12 protein-coding genes and 1 pseudogene are annotated in these 19,776 nt (G+C 61.1%); 7 read left to right on the top strand and 6 right to left on the bottom strand.

Annotated features, from left to right (window positions below; translation table 11 throughout):
- Positions 1-10 precede the first annotated feature (10 nt).
- The gene (locus ACX80N_RS03965) at positions 11-2,554 is read left to right on the top strand and encodes a glycoside hydrolase family 78 protein (protein WP_459338362.1); all 2,544 of its coding nucleotides are present in this window, start codon (positions 11-13) and stop codon (positions 2,552-2,554) included.
- Positions 2,555-3,027: 473 nt separating this feature from the next.
- Here the strand turns inward: ACX80N_RS03965 and ACX80N_RS03970 are convergent, their stop codons facing one another.
- From ACX80N_RS03970 to ACX80N_RS03985, 4 genes are all read right to left on the bottom strand, one after another.
- Positions 3,028-3,831, bottom strand: coding sequence for an SDR family NAD(P)-dependent oxidoreductase (locus tag ACX80N_RS03970; RefSeq protein WP_459338363.1), 804 nt, complete (start codon positions 3,829-3,831; stop codon positions 3,028-3,030).
- A 43-nt stretch (positions 3,832-3,874) separates the two neighbouring features.
- A complete protein-coding gene (locus ACX80N_RS03975; RefSeq protein WP_459338364.1) occupies positions 3,875-5,059 on the bottom strand; it encodes a glycoside hydrolase family 1 protein in 1,185 nt (394 codons plus the stop codon).
- A 212-nt stretch (positions 5,060-5,271) separates the two neighbouring features.
- On the bottom strand, positions 5,272-7,539 hold the full coding sequence (locus tag ACX80N_RS03980) for a beta-glucosidase family protein (protein ID WP_459338365.1): 2,268 nt from the start codon (positions 7,537-7,539) through the stop codon (positions 5,272-5,274).
- A gap of 31 nt (positions 7,540-7,570) precedes the next feature.
- Positions 7,571-9,829: a glycoside hydrolase family 2 TIM barrel-domain containing protein gene (locus tag ACX80N_RS03985; protein ID WP_459338366.1), complete on the bottom strand. Its 2,259-nt coding sequence runs from the start codon at positions 9,827-9,829 to the stop codon at positions 7,571-7,573.
- Positions 9,830-10,435: 606 nt separating this feature from the next.
- Between ACX80N_RS03985 and ACX80N_RS03990 the strand changes: the two genes are divergently transcribed.
- From ACX80N_RS03990 to ACX80N_RS04010, 5 genes are all read left to right on the top strand, one after another.
- Complete coding sequence (locus ACX80N_RS03990; protein ID WP_459338367.1) at positions 10,436-11,419, top strand: LacI family DNA-binding transcriptional regulator; 984 nt, start codon at positions 10,436-10,438, stop codon at positions 11,417-11,419.
- Positions 11,420-11,889: 470 nt separating this feature from the next.
- Entirely contained in the window at positions 11,890-12,936 is a 1,047-nt protein-coding gene (locus ACX80N_RS03995; protein WP_459338368.1) for a sensor histidine kinase, read from the top strand.
- On the top strand, positions 12,933-13,601 hold the full coding sequence (locus tag ACX80N_RS04000) for a response regulator (protein ID WP_459338369.1): 669 nt from the start codon (positions 12,933-12,935) through the stop codon (positions 13,599-13,601). The genes ACX80N_RS03995 and ACX80N_RS04000 overlap by 4 nt, the downstream gene beginning before the upstream one ends.
- Before the next feature lie 153 nt (positions 13,602-13,754).
- Entirely contained in the window at positions 13,755-15,977 is a 2,223-nt protein-coding gene (locus tag ACX80N_RS04005) for an MMPL family transporter (RefSeq protein ID WP_459338370.1), read from the top strand.
- 282 nt (positions 15,978-16,259) lie between these two features.
- Positions 16,260-16,520: a hypothetical protein gene (locus ACX80N_RS04010; RefSeq protein WP_459338371.1), complete on the top strand. Its 261-nt coding sequence runs from the start codon at positions 16,260-16,262 to the stop codon at positions 16,518-16,520.
- 133 nt (positions 16,521-16,653) lie between these two features.
- Here ACX80N_RS04010 and ACX80N_RS04015 read toward each other — a convergent pair whose 3' ends face one another.
- Positions 16,654-16,998, bottom strand: a complete 345-nt coding sequence (locus ACX80N_RS04015; RefSeq protein ID WP_459338372.1) for a DUF4913 domain-containing protein — start codon at positions 16,996-16,998, stop codon at positions 16,654-16,656.
- Positions 16,999-17,083: 85 nt separating this feature from the next.
- Positions 17,084-17,709 (bottom strand): annotated as a pseudogene (locus ACX80N_RS04020) (TraG/TraD/VirD4 family protein).
- Positions 17,710-18,233: 524 nt separating this feature from the next.
- Here ACX80N_RS04020 and ACX80N_RS04025 point away from each other — a divergent pair.
- On the top strand, positions 18,234-19,415 hold the full coding sequence (locus ACX80N_RS04025; protein WP_459338373.1) for an ATP-binding protein: 1,182 nt from the start codon (positions 18,234-18,236) through the stop codon (positions 19,413-19,415).
- Positions 19,416-19,776: the final 361 nt, after the last annotated feature.

The following is a 19,776-nucleotide window of genomic DNA, read 5'->3' on the forward strand; positions in this document are numbered from 1 at the left end:
AGGTAACTCCATGACAAGCGCTGGTTTCGATGATTCGCCTGCCGCCCTGCGTCCGCTGTTGGCCCCTGCCATCCCGTGGCAGGGTTCATTCGTCAGCGCGGCTCAGCCGTCCAATTCCGGCGATCCTGCGGTGTACTTCCGCCGGGACTTCACTGTGACGGACGTCCCCGTACGAGCAGTGCTCCATGTGACGGGCCTTGGGATAGTAGTGCCGTATCTGAATGGGCGTCGGGTGGGTGATGAGGTTCTCGCGCCGGGATGGACGTCCTACCGTCACCGGCTGCACATCAGTTCCTATGACGTGACCTCCATGATGGGTGTCGGCGCGAACACCATGGGCGCGATCGTTGGGGAGGGGTGGGCGGTAGGCCCGTTGACCTGGGACAACATCCGGCACAACTACGCGGACCGCCCTGCCTTGTACGCGCAGCTCGAACTCCATTACTCCGAGCGGACGGAAGTCATTGGGACCGACGAGCTTTTCCGTACGGGTGTAGGAGGGGTTCGCGCCAACGGCATCTATGCCGGCGAGACCTACGACGCCCGGCAGGAACCAATGGGGTGGGCTACCGCGGGATTCGATGACGAGGCCTGGGAACCTGCAAGGCCTTTTGACTGGTCTCTGTCCACCCTGGTCGATTCAGGCGCTCCGCCCATCCGTCGAATCGAAGAGCTTGCACCTGTCGAAATTCACTCCACCCCAACCGGCACCCTGATCGTCGATTTTGGCCAGAACATTTCCGGCTGGGTTCGCTTCGAGGTCGAAGGGGAGCGGGGGCGGATGATCACGCTGCGTCACTCGGAGCTACTCACCCCGTCAGGGGAACTCGAGCCGGAACCCAATCGAACTGCAGAAGCCACGGATCGCTACATCCTTCGCGGTGGGGGCCCTGAGGTGTGGGAGCCTCAGTTCACCTTCCACGGTTTCCAGTATGTCGAGATCGACGGGTGGCCCGGGGATCTCGACCCGGAGGCGGTGCGCGCCATCGTTGTACACAGCGATATGAGTCGAACAGGGTGGTTCCAGACCTCCGATGACATGATCACCCGACTGCATGAGAATGCAGCCTGGTCGATGCGGGACAACTTCGTTGGAGTACCCACGGACTGCCCGCAACGTGACGAACGCATGGGATGGACAGGTGACCTGAACGCGTTCTCCTCGACTGCAACCTTTTTATACGACGTCCGGGGCGTCCTTGGCTCTTGGCTACAGGACCTTGCCGCGGAGCAACAGGAAACGGGGCAGGTCCCCTGGACTGTTCCGGATGTCCAAACCACTCCCTCCTCCCCCACAGCAGTATGGAGCGACGTGGCAGTCAGTCTGCCGTGGGAGCTCTATCAGGAATATGGGGACAGTGACGTTCTTCGCCGCAGTTACACCTCCATGGCGACGTTCATACGTCAGGTTGAAAGCCAGCTGGACGAGAACGGGTTGTGGAGCTCAGGCTTCCAGTTCGGTGACTGGCTGGACCCGGACGCCCCGGCGGATAACGCTGCGGGAGGCAAGACCGACCGGTATCTGGTCGCGTCGGCCTATCTGGTGAAAACCACCAGGGAAATGGCCGACACGGCCGCGGTGCTCGGCATGAACGAGGACGAACGCCAGTTCAGGCTCCTGCACGAGCGCGTTCGAACAGCTTTCCGGCGGGAATACGTCACCGAAGCAGGCCGCGTGGTGAACGAATCAGCGACGGCGTACGCCCTTACCATCATGTTCGGGATCCTCGAGGACGATCAAAAGAGGACCGCCGGGGCGCAGCTGGCAAAGCTGGTCAAGAAGGCCAAATACCGCATATCGACAGGCTTCGCCGGGACTCCCCTCGTCCTCGACGCCCTGAGCAGCACCGGTTACCTCGACGAGGCGTATGCGATGCTGCTCGAGAAGGAGTGTCCATCGTTCCTGTATCCGGTGACGATGGGCGCAACCACCATATGGGAACGCTGGGACTCGATACGACCCGATGGCACACTGAACTCGACGGGTATGACCTCGCTGAACCACTACGCCCTAGGCGCTGTCGCCAGTTGGTTACACCGGGTTGTCGGTGGGCTGACGCGTACCGCACCGGGCTGGATGCACCTGCGCATAGCGCCCCAACCCGGAGGCGGCTTGACCTCGGCCACCACCCGCCATGACACCACCAGAGGTACTGCAGAAGTCCAATGGGCGATTGCCGATGGGAACGTCACGATGACCGTCCGGATTCCGGCGGGCACCACCGCGACGGTCGTGCTCCCACGACACCCTGCCGGTCACGTCGAAGACGTGACCGAGGGAACCCACACCTGGACGTATGAGGCCGACGACCGTCACGAACAGGAAGCCAGCTTGACCATGGACACCCCCATGGAAAAGCTGTCAGCCAATGCGGCGGTCTGGCGGTCAGTACAACGGGTCCTGCTGCAGCACCTGCCGCATTTCCCGCTCGAGGCTTCCGGAATCGAGAACAGTCCCGAGTCCTTGAACACTCTGCTCACGGCCCTCTCCCATGGCAGCTCAGACCTCGAGAAAGCTCTCCGGGACGCGGTGTCCGCTCCTGCGCCTGCCTAGAACAACAGCACAGTCCGGTTAGCCAAAACCGTCCGGGCGCACCTTCTTCCCCCGAGCTGGGACAAGCGGTGCGCCCAGACGCTTCTGAGATTGACGGCCGATCTGCCTCAGCAGCTCCCCGATAGTCCTCAGCGAAGGCGGCGCCCTCCGGGGTATATCCACGTATCCAGATCACGGGTGATTTGGTGAGACAAGGACGGCACAGGACCCGCGAGCTTAAGGAACAGCGCCATCGAGGGTTCGGGAGAAAGCCCTGCGGATCGGCTTCCTGCTGTTGCAGGCCTGACCAGAAGATCGCCCACTAGGGTGCCGTTCAGAACCAGACGTCAGGTTCCATGCGCTTCAATGTGTGCGCAGGTCCCACCACAAGCGCCTTCATTCTCGTGTCGGCTTGCCTTCAACGACGAGCAGCACCATCCGGTCCTACAGGGGGGCGGATGGTGCTGCTGCGATGGTGGCGTTGGAAAACCCGCTCAGCGGGACGGGGCCAGGACGGACCTCATTTGCTTGCCGATGAAGTCCGTGGCCAGACGGGGAGCGATCCGGACCATCGCATCGAGGACATGTGCATCGGTTCCCACGAGCACACGGAAGCTGCCGCGCGCGAGTCCTTCGACGATCTTGTGTGCCGCCGCTTCCGGAGTGGTCGCCCGGACTTTCCGCCCGCCGGCATCAATCATGGTGACACCCGAATTGCCGGACAGGTTCGTGCTGATGTTGCCGGGAAACACCGTCGTGACGGAGATATGCGTGCCGGACAGCTCCTGGTATAGGCCTTCACTGAACTGCTTCACTGCTGCCTTCGATGCTCCATAGAAGCTTTGGCCCGAGAACGGGATCAGGGCGGAGAGGCTGGAAATATTCACGATCCCCGCACTGGGCCGCTTCTGCAGGATTGGCATGAAGACCTCGCACATGTTGACGGTGCCCCAGAAGTTGACGTCCATGACCCGCTTGAGTTCATCTACCGTCAGAGCTTCCAGCGGCACGAAGCGGTGGATGATGCCGGCGACATTGATGATTCCGTCGACCTGGCCGTGCCGTGCGGTAACGGTGCCGGCGAGGTCATCGAGCGCGGCACGATCGGTGACATTCACCGAATGGATACTCAAGTACCGTGCCCGGCCTCCGGCAATGCGTTCGGTCTCCTCCAGACTCCTCTGGTTCAGGTCAACAGCAGCCACTCGTGCGCCGCGCCGAAGAAGCTCTAGGACGACCTGCCTACCGATGCCATTTCCCCCACCGGTGACGACGAATACGTTCTCGTCAATTCTCATCATGCTCTCCTGTTCGAAAGGTCGAAGCCGGCCGGGCCGGATTTTAGGGACGCGCGCTCAGCGTCAGGGAGTTGTTTCGTGCGATCGTTCCCAGCCAGGTGAGGCTCGGCTTCGGTCGCCGTTCGAAGGTGTCCCGGTCCACGGCTATGAGTCCAAAGGTCGGGTGCCAGCGGCCCCATTCGAAGTTGTCGAGCAGACTCCAGTGGCAATAGCCCCGTATATCGATGCCGTCCTCGATCGCGTCGGCCATGTCGGACAGGGCGCGGGTTGTGTAAGCGATACGGCGATCGTCATCGTCTGTGGCGATGCCGTTTTCCGTCACGAGAAGCGGGATGTTTCCCACGACGTCCCGTGTGTGGCGAAGCGCGATGCCGAGGGCATCAGGGCGGTAGGCCCAGCCCATGAGAGTGTTACCGGGGTCCTGCGGATGAGGGACGATTCCGTCATCATTGATGCTTTGGCTGGTGTATGACTGCACGCCTACAAAGTCATCCTCGCGCGCGGCCGTGAGATACATGTCCTCCCACAGCTGTTGGATCTCGGCGTGCTTGTGTTCACTGCCAGGAGCTGCCACGAACGCTTGGTTGGCTACCGTCCACCCGACCTTGGCGCCCGTCGCTTCCCGGATGCGGGGCGCCACGGCGTGATGGGTCCTGATGTACACCTGTCCGAACTCGGGATCAGGGAAGGGGTGCTCTGGATACGGGTTTCCCTGCGCCATGATCCTCGAGGCGCCGTGATTCATGGCCAAAACATTGGGCTCGTTGATCGTGCAAATCCACTCGACGCCCTGGAGGATGGTGCAGACCTTGTCCACGTATCGCGTGAACAGTTCCACGGCGTCGTCGGCAAGCCAACCTCCCCGATCCTCAAACCAGAGAGGATGAGTGAAGTGGTGGAGGGTAACCAGCGGAGTGAGTCCGAGCTCGAGTGCGGTATCGATCATGCGCCGGTAATGAGCCAGAAGCGCGTTCGAGAACGTTCCTGCGATCGGCTCAATCCGCGACCATTCAATACTGAAGCGGTAGGTATTGAAGCCGGCGTCGGCGAGCAGGCGCATGTCCTCCGGGTAGCGGTGGTAGCTGTCGAGAGCATCCCCACTGGCGTCAATGTAGCCGGCGGCAATCTGCTCGAGTCTCCACCAGTCGTTGTTCACGTTGTTGCCTTCGACCTGGTGGGCTGCTGTTGCCGCTCCCCAGAGGAATGCGTCAGGGAAGGAAGTGCCCATGGTTCGTCTCAATTCTTGTCAGATAGGAGGAAGCACCGTGTTGACGAACGGACGGACCGACGGTGAGGGCGGGATGGCCCTTTATAGGTCCCTTCGATCGCCCACATCCGGAGCGGACATGCTTCTGTGGGGGTGTTAAGATCGTTCAGTTGTGGACGAGAGCTCACCGGCTGCAATCTAGAACCCCCGTCGGTTCGCCAGATGTAGGAGGTTTACCGGGGCCGGCTGGACGCCATGATGTCGTCGAGCTCTTCGGCAGGGATGCTGATCCCCGAGATGTTCACGAATTGCTGCATCGTCATGGAGGCCATCATGGCCAGATGCTCGGACGAGACTTCAACGGAGTCCAATCCGAGGGCGCGCATAACGCGTTCGCCGACATGTGGGTGGTCAAACCACTCGCTCATGGCTGTGGTCATGGTCAGTTCGGTGATGATCCTGTCGCCAGCGAGGCTGATGGTCTTCTCGTGGAGCACGGTCGCGGCATCAGCGGCGACTGCAATGCGGTAGTCGCCAGGGGTGACCATCCACCGTTCGTGTTGGATGTCCCAATAGGTGAAGGCCCGACGCGGCAGATCGATGCTGACGGTTGTGCTCTCCCCCGGTTCAAGGCTGACCTTCCGGAAACCGCGTAGCTCACGACGGGGACGATGAACCGGACCGGCGTCGGTGGAGACGTATACCTGGACGACGTGCTTGCCGAAGCGTTGCCCCGTGTTCGTTATCTGCACCTGCACCGTCACCGAACCGTCGTCACCTACGTCGATGACGGGCTCGGCCGTGTCAAACGTGGTGTAGGACAAGCCATGGCCGAAGGGGTACCGCACCGGGTGGTCGAAGGTGGTGAAGTACCTGTAGCCGACGAAGACTCCCTCGCCGTAGCGCACATGGCCCTGTTCGCCCGGGAAGTTGAGCATGCTGGGATGATCCTGCAGGCGTAGCGGTATGGTCTCCGCCAGGCGACCGGACGGGTTGACCTTCCCCAGGAGGATGTCGGTGATTGCTTGTCCTCCTCCTTGTCCGAGGAGGAATCCTTCGAGGATGGCGTCCACATCGTCATGCCATCCCTCGAGAGACACCACACCGCCGTTGGCCAGTACCACCACAGTTCGATGAGCTGCTGCTGCGACAGCCCTGATCAGCGCGACCTGGTCGGATGGAAGGTCCAGCGTCGCACGGTCGAAACCTTCGGACTCGGTGACTTCCGTGAGTCCGGCAAAGACAACCGCCACATCTGACCAGCGCGCGACGTCGATCGCCTCCCGTACCAGGGAGGAGTCCACCTCCCCATCCAAGCGGTACCCGGGGGCATAGCTGACGGTCAGCTCCTGCTCCACGGCTGCGGCCCGAATTGTTTCCAGTGGCTGATCGACGGTGATCGCGTTGACATGAGCACTGCCACCGCCCTGATACCGCGGGGATTCGGCGAACGCACCGATAACCGCCATGTTGACCCCTGCGGGGATGGGAAGAACGTCCTGCTCGTTACGTAGCAGGACCGCGCACTCGGCAGCGATACGTTGTGCCAGGCGGTGATGGGCTGCGTAGTCGACGTCGGGGCGCTCCTCAGGAACCCGTGCTGCTAGAGCGGCGATGCGGGACACGCTCGCATCGAGATCCGCAGAGTGAAGGTGTCCTGCTGCGAGAGCGGCGCGAATCGCGTCGTCCTGGCTGGCAGGGCCTCCTGGCATTTCGAGGTCCAGTCCAGCCTTGAGTGCTGCGACGCGATCGGTCACCGCGTTCCAATCTGAGATGACAGCTCCGGTGAATCCCCACTCGTCGCGTAGTACGTCGGTCAGGAGCCATCGGTTCTCCGATGAAAAGGTTCCATTGATCTTGTTGTAGGCGGACATCAAGGTGGCCGGCTGTGCTTCTGTGACGACCTGCTCGAAGGCCCGCAGGTAGATCTCGCGCAGGGTGCGTTCGTCTACATCGGCGCTGATGGTTTGACGATTGGTTTCTTGATTATTGGCGGCGAAGTGCTTGACGGAAACTCCTGGGCCTTCGGCCTGGAGAGCGGTGGTGAACGCTGACCCGAGGGAACCGGTGATGTGTGGGTCCTCGGAGTAGTATTCGAAGTTCCTTCCGCACAGCGGGGAGCGTTTGATGTTGATGCCGGGCCCGAGGACGATGTCGACTCCCTGGGCGATCGCTTCCTTGCCGATAGCCGAACCGAGAAGCCCGGCAACCTCTGGATCCCAGCTCGACCCGATCGCAACACCGGGAGGAAAACAGGTTGCAGGATCACTGTCGAACATTGCCAGGTGATCATGGCGACCGGATTGGTGCCGCAGCCCGTACGTGCCATCGGCGAGAACAACAGCCGCTGTCCCGAGTTCGTCAATCGGTTCGGTCTCCCAGAAGTTCCTGCCGGATACGAGGGCAGCCTTGCGTTCGGCAGGTAGTGCGGCAACATCAGGTCGCACCTGATCCAGTGGCGAGGGAGTCGGTGCGTTGGTGGTGCCTGAGTTTTCAATCATGATGATGTCCCTTGAGCGTGGTCGGGCAGGGTCATTCAGCGACGGCTATGGCGTCGTCGATGAGGTCGGCGTGGATTGCAGATGTGTCAGCCGCTGCAAGTGCGACAACAGTCAGTTCGGCCTCGCCGCTCGTGCGAGCAGCAGCGGTGACAGTGATGGTCCCCGGGGCGCCGGTGGACCTGATGACCGCCAGAGCGCGGCCGCGGAACGTTGAATGCGTACTGCCGACATAGCTTTCCTCGGTGGCCGGTGCCGCGCTTCCGAAGCCGATGAGCTCACCAGGGCCGGATACCTCGACATGGATTTGCTCATCAGCGAGCATCTCGACGGCGCCAAAGTGGTCACTGATGCTGATCTCGGCGAAGAGAAGATCCTGGCCGTCAGCACTGATGGTCGGTTTATCGGCTGAGATCTTCAGTGTCAGCGGCCCCGTAGCGCTGGTCAGCGACGAGCGAGACACCTCCTTGCCGTGATCGTAAGCGATCGCGGTCAACGCGCCTGGCTCGTACGGGACAGTGAATCTGGCGACGTAGCCGTGTTGGGGCCCTGCCCGGCGGGAACCGATGAGGCGACCATTGAGGTGCAAGTCGATGCGGCTGGCAGCGGAGTACACCTCGACTTCTGCTCTGCGTCCCTCGCAACCCTGCCAGGACCAGCTTTCGACGGCGTCGGTTTTTCGCCAGGCGGATCGCACCATGGGCGCACCGCTGAGGTTGACGGGCCTGACGCCGATAGCCGGTTCAGGCAGTCTGCCCCATGCCGCTTGCGCCAAGCGCAGCGTGATGTCCGGGTTGCCGATCAGATCGAACATTCCGGGCCCCGAAATGATGTACGGGTAGGGCTTGAACAGGCCGGCGCGTTTCCCGGGAACCCATACGGAGACGCCCGCCTCGCCCAGGTACTCCCATCCTGCCCAGATGAAATCACCGATCACAGCGGTGTGTTTCTGCACCGCATGCCATGCCTTGGCGACATCTCCAGGAAGGGTTTCCGATCCGAGAATCACCCGGTCCGGATAGGCGCGAACATCACGGCCATAACGTCCCAGTCCATAGTTGTAACCGGCCACGTCGACCGCCGCGAACGCATCCCTGGATGCCTTATCTGCCCTGGGCAGACGGGACACAAGATCCATCATCCGGCCGATCTGGTTGATCATGACGTTGGCCTCGGTGCTGCCGGCCAGGGGAGTGTCGTCGGAACCGCCGGAAGGGGCAGATTTATAGGGTGATCTGTTCATCGATACGAGCGTGTTGAGGAACAGATTGACGGCGACGGTTACAGGCCTGTCCGGGTCGGCTGTGTGCAGATAATCGGTGATCTCGCGCGCAAGAGCTACTCCTTCCGGCGTGGCCGTTTCGGGAATTTCGTTGCCAGAGGCATACATGATGACGCACGCGCGATTGCGGTCCTTGGCCACCATTCGGTCCGCGTCTTCCCGCCAGGTGCTATGAAAACGGCCGGCATGGTCGTGGGCCGTTTTGGAGGCAAACCAGTAGTCCGCCAACTCGTCCAGGACGTACATGCCGATCTGGTCACATGCGTCCAAGAGATGACGGGACATCGGGTTATGGGCACTGCGTATCGCGTTGAAACCAGCCCTTTTCAACAGCGAGATGCGCCGGAACTCCGCGGCCCTGTGTGTTGCTGCCCCCAGCACACCGTTGTCGTGATGAATACAAGCTCCTCGCAACAGCACTGTTCGCCCGTTGATGCGAAGACCCTGACGGGCGTCGAGGTCTATCGTGCGCAGCCCCACCCGCTCACGGCGTTCATCCACCGTGATGCCCGCCCGCACGATCCGGGCCGATACGTCATACAAGTGGGGTTCATCCGCTGACCACGGTCGAGGGTTCGCAACCTTCAACTGCACAGATCCATCCATCAATTCACCGATAGCCGAGGCAACGACGACGTCGTTATCGAGCAGTTCAACTACGACCCTCACGTCCTCGCTGTCGTCGTTCACGACAGTGAAACTGACGTCGACCAGGGCGACCGAAGGGGACATGTGAGTCGTGCGAATCCGGAGGCCATCTGTAGCGAAGCGGATTTCCGGCTGCAGGATGACAGACACGGACCGGTACAGACCCGACCCCGGATACCAGCGGCTGGAGGGCTGGGCAGAGTTGTCCACGTTCACAACAATCTCGTTCAACGCGCCCCAGCGGACCTCGTCCTGGATGGGAATCATGAACTCGGTGTAACCACTGCGGACCAACCCGCACGGAGCATCATTCACGCTCACGGTGGCGTCGCCCTGCACGCCTTCGAAGAACAAAGCGGCCACGGCGCTGGGCTCCTCGGGAGCACGCCAAGACGTGCGGTAGGTATACCGTCCGCCCGGGAAGTACCCCACCTCTGCTCCTCCGGGAGCCGACGATGTCCGCTTCTCGTGGATCATCGCATCGTGCGGGAGGCGGATGCGAGACCAGTCCCCCGCCCCGACAGCGCAGAACTCCCATACCCGGAGTTCCTGCTGGGTCGAAGGCCGAGATTTGCCGGTCATCATGGTCCTTCCGCTGCGCGTCATTGCTGTCAGGTATCGAGCGAGACAACAGAACCACAGCTTATTGACGCGCGTCAACTAGTTGGCTAGGGTCAGATTTGTCAGGTGCTTCATTGGAGTTGCCTGTCTGCCCGTAGCCGGACGCCATTGGAGTCACCGTGATGAACAGCCTTCGCGCCGGCTACTTCCGGTTGGGTGATGACCGGTTATCGCCTCCATCGCAGGTAGTAGATACCGAGTCGTGTTGCGCATCATTGGTCTGGTCCTTCTGTATGCCGCCGCGGTCACGGAGTCTGGGATCGGGGCCGCGCCCCAGTTCCTGGTGCCGGCTTCGCGGGTCCTGCGATGTATGCGAAGCTGGCCTTAGTCCGAGGGAAAGGCAGACTGATGGCAACAAGCGCTGACGTCGCACAGCATGCTGGGCTTTCCCGGTCAACGGTCAGTCAGATTTTCAACGGGCACGAGCACCTATTTACGCAAGACACCATTGCGAAGGTCCGAGCGTCGGCCATGGCCCTTGGATATCGGCCTTCGGTAGCAGGCAGAACGCTTGCCCGCGGAACCAGCGATATCGTTCTGACGCTCATCCCGGATGTGACGTTCAACCCCCGGCTCCGCGAACTCGTCGATACTGTCACCAACGGACTAGCCGCAGCAGGACTGACGAATCTTCTGCGGTTCGTCGGCCCTACCGGATCGCTCGAAGATGCGATCCTGGGTCTGAAACCCTACGGCGTCGTCAGTCTCGCCCCGCTGAATGAGGCTCTGAAGGAACGACTGCTAGCGCAGAGCGTGCGTCTGGTCGAACAACCTCAAAGCGCTCAGATCGAGATCGACCAAGCCATCGGACGGCTTCAAGCCCGGCACCTGGCCGCTGCCGGGTACGAAAAAATCGTCGTCGCCGCACCCCTTCCGCTGCGTGAACAGCCCTTCTCCGTACCACGCGGCAGTGGGGTGGAGCAGTGGGCGACGCAACACGGGCTTCAGGTGCTTCCGCCAATGCATATCGCCCTTGAGCGTGGCGGATCCGCGGAGGCTGTCCAAGGCCTGCCAGAGGGGAAAATTGGGGTAGCCGCCTACAACGATGACATTGCGATGGCTGTCCTCGGCGCTGCCGTCCACCAGGGGTATCGCATCCCTGAAGAACTGGGGATCATCGGGATCGACAACTCCCATATAGCCCATGCTGCAACACCCTCCATCACGACGGTCGACTACGACATCACCTTCAGCGGCGAAAGCATCGTTCAGCTGCTGCTTCAAAGCACACCTGATCCTGCCCTGGAAGACCCCGTCTCGCAGGTCGAGCAACGCCTTCGCGTCGTTCAGGGCGAAACAACCTGCATGCCAGTGGAGCTCTCTAGCAGCTGAGGCGATGCGCAGCTCATTGGCGACCAACGACGTCACCATGCTCGCCCTTGTCAGACGTGCACATTTTAGGGAGGGCGCTGAATACCGCACATCATCCCCAAGCGGAGGCACGAAGGTGTTCGGTGTAAGAACGCAATCCGCACAACGACGGGTGGCCCTCAGCAATCAGTGTCATAAAGCCCCTCGGGAGGACCAGTCAAACGCCATGCAGGCCTCTCAGCATATTGTCGCCGTAGCTGCACTGAAGCAGCTTTCCGGATCGCCCACCCATGACTGTTAGGCACACGCGGGCAACCGCAAAAGACGCCCCGCACCGTGCAACCACGTCGCATCCGGCGACCACCATCAGGTCCTTGCCGAGCTGGTCCGACCGGTGGCAACTCGCACTCAGTGCCGTTGTCCTCGCCGTTATGGCTCGTGAGGTTCTACACATACTGCACGAACCATCGGGGCTCACTACCGCTCTGCTGATGATCGGCTCCTGCTCCACGGTAATCCTGCGGCTGCGTGCCCCTGTAACGAGTCTCGTCATCGCTGCCGTTACGAGCATTGTCTACCCACAACTCGCTGGCGACTATGTCCTTGGATGGGTCTTCCTGCAGGTCTGCCTCATGTCCTTCGCGATGATCAACTCGCGGACCCAGGCCATCTACGCCACCGCCTCCGTAGGCGTACTTGTCCTGGCTCAAGCACTGATTCAGGTACCAGTACCAATCTATGATCCGCTGGCTTTAGCGTTGGTTGCCTGGACGACTGCGGCCGGCGGCGTAGGAGCAGCCATCTCGGCCCACCGGTCCTACGTGAAGGCACTCGAGGACCAGAACCGTCGCGCCCTGGAGATAAGGGAAGCCATTGTGGCCCGGCACATCGCCGAAGAACGACTGAGAATCGCCCGTGAACTGCACGACGTCATGGCCCATCACGTCGCCGCGATCAACGTCCATGCCGGATCAGTTGAAGCGAACCTGCCAGCAGACGCAGGCCATCTCAAAGACCCACTGACCCGCATCCGTGATGCCAGTCGTTCCGCCCTTCTCGAGCTTCAAAGCATCCTGCAACTGCTGCGCTCCGACGACGGCATGGAGGACACCACAGCTCCCACCTCCGGAAGCGAACAGATCCCCGAGCTCATCGACTCCTTCCGACGCCTCGGACTGCACGTCGAATTCACCCAGAACTACTCGAAGGACCTCTCACACAGGCTGTCTCCGACGCAGGATCTTGCGCTCTTCCGTGTCGTACAGGAAGGACTGACCAACGCCCACCGCCACGGACAAGGGTCCGCCCACGTCGTCATACACCAGACCGCATCTACCCTGACGGTGAAGATCTCCAACACACCACGTCAGGATCAGACTGAGGAAGCTGACCCAGCGCGACCACATTTCGGTCTCGTTGGTATGCAGGAACGTGTCTCCTCCGCCGGCGGTCACCTCGACATCAGCCGCACTGCCGAACAGTTCACCATCCTGGTGGTCTTCCCCCACCTAGCTCTCCTTGAAAGACCCGCATCATGATACGTATCCTCATCGCCGACGATCAGGAAATGATCCGGTTCGGTCTGCGGGGCATCCTCAGCTCATCGAATGACTTCAGCATCGTTGCCGAAGCAGCAGACGGGCTTCAGGCCGTATCGCTGGCGGCCAGCATGACACCGGACCTCATCTTGATGGACATCCGGATGCCCGGCATCGACGGAGTCGAAGCTGTCCGCCGAATCCGCCGCGAACCGGCCTGCGACAGCGTGCGGATCCTCATCCTCACCACCTTCGAGAACGACCAGAACGTCATCACCGCCATTAAGGCCGGAGCCCAGGGGTTCCTGAGCAAAAGCGTCGGACCCCAGGAACTAATCGACGCCGTGCACACCATCACCAGCGGCGGAACAACACTCTCACCAGCTGCAGCACGGTCCCTGGTAGCTCACGTTGCACAACCGGTCCGATACGCTATCGACCCACAAGCACAGGCCCTGGTCGAGGAACTCACCGACAGAGAACGTTCAGTCGTCCAGGCCGCTGCTCAAGGGCTAACCAACGACCAGATCGCGGCCAGCATGTTCATCTCCCCCTACACGGTCAAGACGCACCTCAACCGCGCCATGACCAAAACAGGTGCTCGAGACAGGGCACAACTCGTTGTCCTCGCCTATCGTGCACGCCTGACCGAGACACACCAGTAGCAGTGCAGTGACGGTAAAACTCTGGGACTACTGCCACCGCAGTACATGAAGGCACGCCTTCTGCGGGATTCCGCCAGCGCTCCTGCAACCAAGAATTGAGAAGAATCAGCCGACGTGTATCGGCGCCTCTTCCCCTTCAGGAGCTCATCGAACATGGCCCGTTTTCTCCATAACCTAGGCATCTTCAGCGCCCGTCACCGGCTGGCGGTTATTCTCAGCTGGGCGGCGGTCTTCGCCGCAGTCACCATCACCAGCCTCACGGGTATGAAATTCAGTGACGGGGCGTTCGAGATCCCCGGTACGGAGTCCAGCACAGCACTCGCCGTCGTCGAGAAGGAATTTCCCACCTCCGCCCCTGACGGGGCCGGTTCGCTTCAGGTCGTGCTGCGGACACCCGACGGACAGAACATCACCGAAGGTACCTTCGCAGCCGAGGTCGCCGCTCTCGCCGAGGAGGCAGCAGCGCTGCCTCACCTCAGCAGCGTGCAGTCAGCCTTCGACCCCAACCGCCCCTATGTCTCACCCGACCTCACCACCGCTGTGACGACCCTGAACTTCACCGGCATCACCGAGGACAACGCCGAGGAGGTCCAGGCTGACGTTGAGAACCTCGCAGACGCGGCACGTCAGGCAGGCATGACAGCAGAAATCGGAGGTACTCTTGCCAGCCCCATTCCCGAGATTCTAGGACCCAGTGAAATCGTCGGTGCACTCATCGCTTTTGGGGTTCTGTTCCTCACTTTCGGCTCCCTCGTCGCAGCTGGCGCCAACATGCTCACCGCTCTGCTCGGCGTCGGCGTCGGCATCCTGGGCGTACTGGCATCCTCGGCGTTCTTCCAGCCCGTCGGATCGATCACCCCGATCCTCGCCGTCATGCTCGGGCTTGCCGTCGGCATCGACTACTCCCTGTTCATCGTCGCCAGATTCCGGGCAGAGCTACGGGCAGGCCGAGATCTACACACCGCCATCGGGCGCGCGACCGGGACAGCCGGTTCCTCTGTCGTTTTCGCCGGGGCCACCGTCATCATCGCCCTGGTAGCCCTGGCCATCGTGAAAATCCCCTTCATCACCGAAATGGGACTGGCAGCCGCGTTCACCGTGTTCATCGCTGTCCTGATGTCCCTGACCCTCCTACCGGTGTTCCTCCGCGGTATGGGATACAAGGTCCTTCCACGGAAGGACCGCAACCGTGCAGCGCATCTCCCACAAGACAAGGGTGCGGTAGACGGCACGAAAGCCGGTTTCCTTGAGAAATGGGCAGCGACCGTTGTCTTCAAACCGGTGCGCTCCCTCATCGCGGCCCTGACGGTCCTAGCGGTCCTCGCCATCCCCGTCCTGTCTCTCCAGACAGCCCTGAACACGCCAGGGGGCGATGACCCGGAAACTTCCCAACGGCGGGCCTACAACCTGATCGCCGAGGAATTCGGTGCTGGCGCACAAAACCCTCTGGTGGTCCTCGTCGAATCCGACAGCAACCTGCAGGACGAGGCTGAGCAGATCAGCAGTACGCTCGCAACGATGAACGGCATCAGCATGGCCACCCCCGCGATGATCAGCGCCTCGGGAAGCACCGCTCTGATCAGCGTCATTCCTGACAGCGGACCTACCGACGCCAGCACCAAGGACCTCGTCCAATCCATCCGTAGCATCAACACCGACGACCAGACAACTCTGTCCGTCACCGGAGAGACCGCGGTATCAATTGATGTTGACAACCAGCTCAGCCAGGCACTTTTCGTTTACATCGGTGTCATCGTCGGTCTCGCCCTGGTCCTGCTGATCATTCTCTTCAGGTCGATCCTCGTACCCTTGCTCGCAACTCTGGGATTCTTGCTCTCCCTCGGCGCGGGTATCGGTGTAACTGTCGCCGTCTTCCAATGGGGATGGGCGGACGCTTTCATACCCGCACCAACCGGATCGCCAATGCTCAGTCTGCTGCCGATCCTTATTGTCGGCATCCTGTTCGGCCTCGCCATGGACTATCAGGTTTTCCTGGTCTCGCGTATGCGAGAAGCCTTTGTCAACGGTTACAGCGCCAAGGAGGCGATCCTCGATGGATTCGCGAAATCAGCGTTCGTCGTCGTCGCCGCAGCCGCCATCATGGCAGCCGTCTTCGGCGGATTCGCGCTCAGTCCCTCGCCTCTCGTCGCGTCCATCGCGTTGGCCCTCACCATCGGAGTCATCGCCGACGCTTTCATCGTCCGCATGATCATCATCCCCGCCGCTCTTTCCCTCCTCGGACGAAGCGCCTGGTGGATGCCGGCCTGGCTGGAGAAGGTTCTGCCGAACATCGACACCGAAGGACATGCCCTCGACGCTGGCAGCACACCCAAACATCTCGATAACCGGTACGAAATGACCAACGCGGGCACCTGACGCTGGCACTGCCAGGTGGACAGCAGCCCGAATAGCAGCCGCTGTCCACCCGGCAGAACAGCGGTCCTTGACTGCAGCAGGTAGCAGTCAAGGTCCACTGTGCGTCACCTCAAGGCTGCGACCATTGCTGGCACAACAGGTCGTAGCCAGATTCTTTGTGCTACGGGCGTCAATAACCTCGTCACCGTCAGTGATGGTCGTCGTCAGCGAGTCGCGAAAGCCAGCTCTGCAAGGTCGTCTGACCGCATTCAGAAACCGCCATAATGTTAAGGACTTTTCCGTATGCTCACCGAGCATCCTGATAAATCCGCAGAACCGTTCGAAATCGCCAGGATCGCGATTGACGACGCTGTGGCAGCGGTGCGAACGCTAGCCAACAACTGCAGGATGAACGAAGAGGATCTAGATGCCGCAAACTGGATTCTCAGCACTCTGGAGGACGTATCAGCCACGATTCAAGGAATTTATATCAGCAGAGCAGCGGATGCGGGGATCGTGAGCGAACGCGGCCCACAAGTCTTCGAACTTCGCGAGCTGACATGAGTTCACCTGTGCGAGTTGGTCCTGCGCGACAGAGATCGGGTCTTAGGTCATCATGATCCCTGGGTGAGGTCGCTCGGTGTGCGATTGCCCATCCGTTCAGGTAACTACTTGGTTCAAGATCAAGCGGCGTCTTCTACTGACTGGAGTAAAGCCCCTCCGGTGCAGGCACCACGGGTAGCGGCTTGTTCGCCGGCTTGTGCTCGGTGACCGTGCAACCCTGGAAGGGGCCGGTGCCGGAGAAAAGGACAGCCATGGTGGGGTCGGCGTAGCTGTTCCACCAGTTCGCGAGCCCTGTGGTCGGGTCCGTGCGCAGAGCTTCCCATGCACGCCAGAGCGCGTTGAGCCGGTTAACGGCTTCCTTGTGCCGCCACCAGCTCGCGCACCAGGTGAACTCCGCACGTCCATGAGATACGACGGGCCGCTGATACTGGTGCACCAGAAATTGCGTCACGAACTCCTCGAGGTTGTTGAAGACCATTCCGGGAGCAGGCTGCGCGGTCCCCTGACCTTGGGGGATGCTATCGGTGTCGGGCTCCTCGCCGGGGAACACATCATCGGCAGAGTCATCGGACCCGAAGGGTGAGTGTAGATCCATTGGGGTACTCCTTCACCATGGCCGACCAGCGGTTGCCGCCGGACGTGACAGCAGGGCTGGCAGGAACTTCAGCAATGCTTTCCACCGCCGGAGGTGTCGCTGCAGCGGATGCAGAGGCGACTAGTGTGCTGTTGTGAGCGGCTTCCGACGCCGCGACCTTATCGGCATAGGGACGTTCGCTGATCGGGACGGTGCGGAGCAGGACGGCCCGGGAGCCGGAGCCGAGCATGATGGCCCGGCCCTTGGGCATTGCAGCGAGGTCCGCGACGGAGAGGATGTCGTCGGTGGAGTCCTGGCGGCTCGTGGATCGGCTGTCCTTCTGCCGCGAGGTTGATACCGCGGTGTACCGGTACTGACCCACCAGCTCGGAAAGCATTTTCAGGAAGCCCTCTTCCTTCACATTGCCGCCGTAGGTGAAGACGTTGGCCGTGGAAAACAGCTTTTTCATCCCGGACTCGCCCCACAGTCGACGCCCTGAGACCAGGATTGTAGGAATGTAGAAACCACGACTCCTCGGGAACCGTAGTGACTGTAGAGGTTCGGCAGGTTCCCCCACCGGCACACATTTGCGGCCTCATCGAGCACACACAGCATCGGGACAGCCAGGCGACCACCCGACTGGGTGGCCGCGTACTCCTCCGCTGCGGTGGCCGTGGCCACCGTCAAAGACGTCACCAGAGGACCTGCGGTGCCAGCGCCTTCCTTGGACAGCGCGTAGAGGGTGTTCCTGCCCTTGATGAAGTCCTCGGGCGTGAACTGAGGCCGCGGATCATTCGGCCCGTTCGGGTTCACCCAGGCGGCGATCTCCTCGTTCTTCAGGCAGGTGGCTATATGCCGTGCGGTGCCGTAGACACCTTCGCGACACGCACCAGTCCTCAAGCATCAACACCGTGGGGAGCACTGCGGACGGACCCGACAACAGGACTCGCAAACCGGTGGAACAGCTACGCGGGCCCCACCACGACTGTCCTCTTCTCTGATACAGGTCCCGTTCAAGGTGCACAGCGACGAGGCACAATTCTGCAAACAAGGCTCTACCCGTGGTGCCGCGCCACATCGGACGCGGGAGGTCTCCAACCGCTACGATAGAATAAAGTAAATACGATTCGGAGGCCGTAATGGCTGAGACAGCACCAAGCCCGTTCACCCCGGGCTATGGCAAGAAGCCTGCCATTTTCGGGGGGCACGGGGAAGACCTCAACGAACTTAAGGCCGTCTTCGAAACCCTCGACTTCGGTGAGAACCACTCCGTCCTCGTTTCAGGACTTCGCGGAGTCGGTAAAACCTCGTTCCTCACTACTCTCCAGGACGCCGCGCGCGAAGCCGGATGGCTCGTTATAAGCGATGACGCCAGCGCCGGACTCATGGGACGGGTCATGGACTCGACCATCCCCACCCTCATCAACGAGATGACACCAGAAACTCGCGCGCGCCTTACCAGCCTCGGCATCTGGGAATTCAGCGCCGACATCGAGTATGTTGACCGGCACCGTGTTGTAAAACCACAGTTGCGCACCGACCTGGTCGCTTTGTCCTCCGCAATGGGCGCGGACGGCGGCATCCTCATCACCATCGATGAAGTGTCCGCCGGAAAGGTACGCCTGCGCGAGCTGAGCAGGTTTGCGCTGCAAGTTTCCCACGCTCTCGAAGACGGTGCGCAGATCATGGTCGTCTTTGCGGGTGTGAAGGTCAGCTTGGATGCGCTGCTCGCCGAGGAGCACACTACGTTTCTTCGGCGCTCACGCGAGCTCGAGTTTGAACGCCTGTCGGCTCCCGAAACACGACGCGTGTTCGTCGAAACGGCTGGTATCGGCGGACGCGCCATCAACGAGGAGGCACTAGACAAGCTTGTTTCCCTTGCCCAAGGCTACCCCTACCTCGTACAGCTCGCGGGGGACTATGCCTGGCGTAACAACAGCACTGCCCCATCCATCACCCTCGCTGACGCCACCGTCGCGCACGACCGGGCGATTCGTGCGATCGAAAGCCGCGTTATCAGCCGCGTCTACGGCGATCTCTCCGATGTGGACCAGAAATTTCTCAACGCCATGGCGGAGGACGAAGACCGCTCTAGGGTTGCAGACATCGTCAATCGGATGGACGTATCCGACGCCTACGTCCAGGTCTACAAGAAGCGTCTTGTCGACTCCGGCTACGTCCAACCCGCCGGCCGCGGCTACGTTCAGTTCTCCCTGCCGTACCTCGGCGCTTACATTAGGCGCCAACTTGCCGCTGAAGCCCGCGAAGGCGGCAACGACGGGGGTTGGGGCGCCTACCCCGCGCCGGACCTACCTGCTTAGGAGCAGCTCGGAGCGCCACTAACTCTGAAAGTACGGCACTCTCGCAGTCGGAGGCTTATCGTGATCCCGCAATGCCACCGCAAGGGGCTCGTTCGTTTTTTCGGTCCTTGATCTGCCAGTCGATTAGCCATTGAACGAGTTATGACAAGGCGGGTACGGCGGGGGCACAAATGTCCAACAAGCTGTTGGACAATCGCGCTGCCTCAGTGAGGTCGCTACGCCGTCGCAGTTCAGTGCACCCATCCCGGTCCGTTGCTTGGCATAACGCTAGGTTATCGGCGATCCAGGGTCAGACGTCTTGCCAGCGGTGAATGAGCACCAAGGTCCTCCTTGCAGCTGCATCGTGCAAGGCGGAAACGTA

It is taken from the genome of Arthrobacter sp. MDT2-16, from assembly GCF_054510925.1.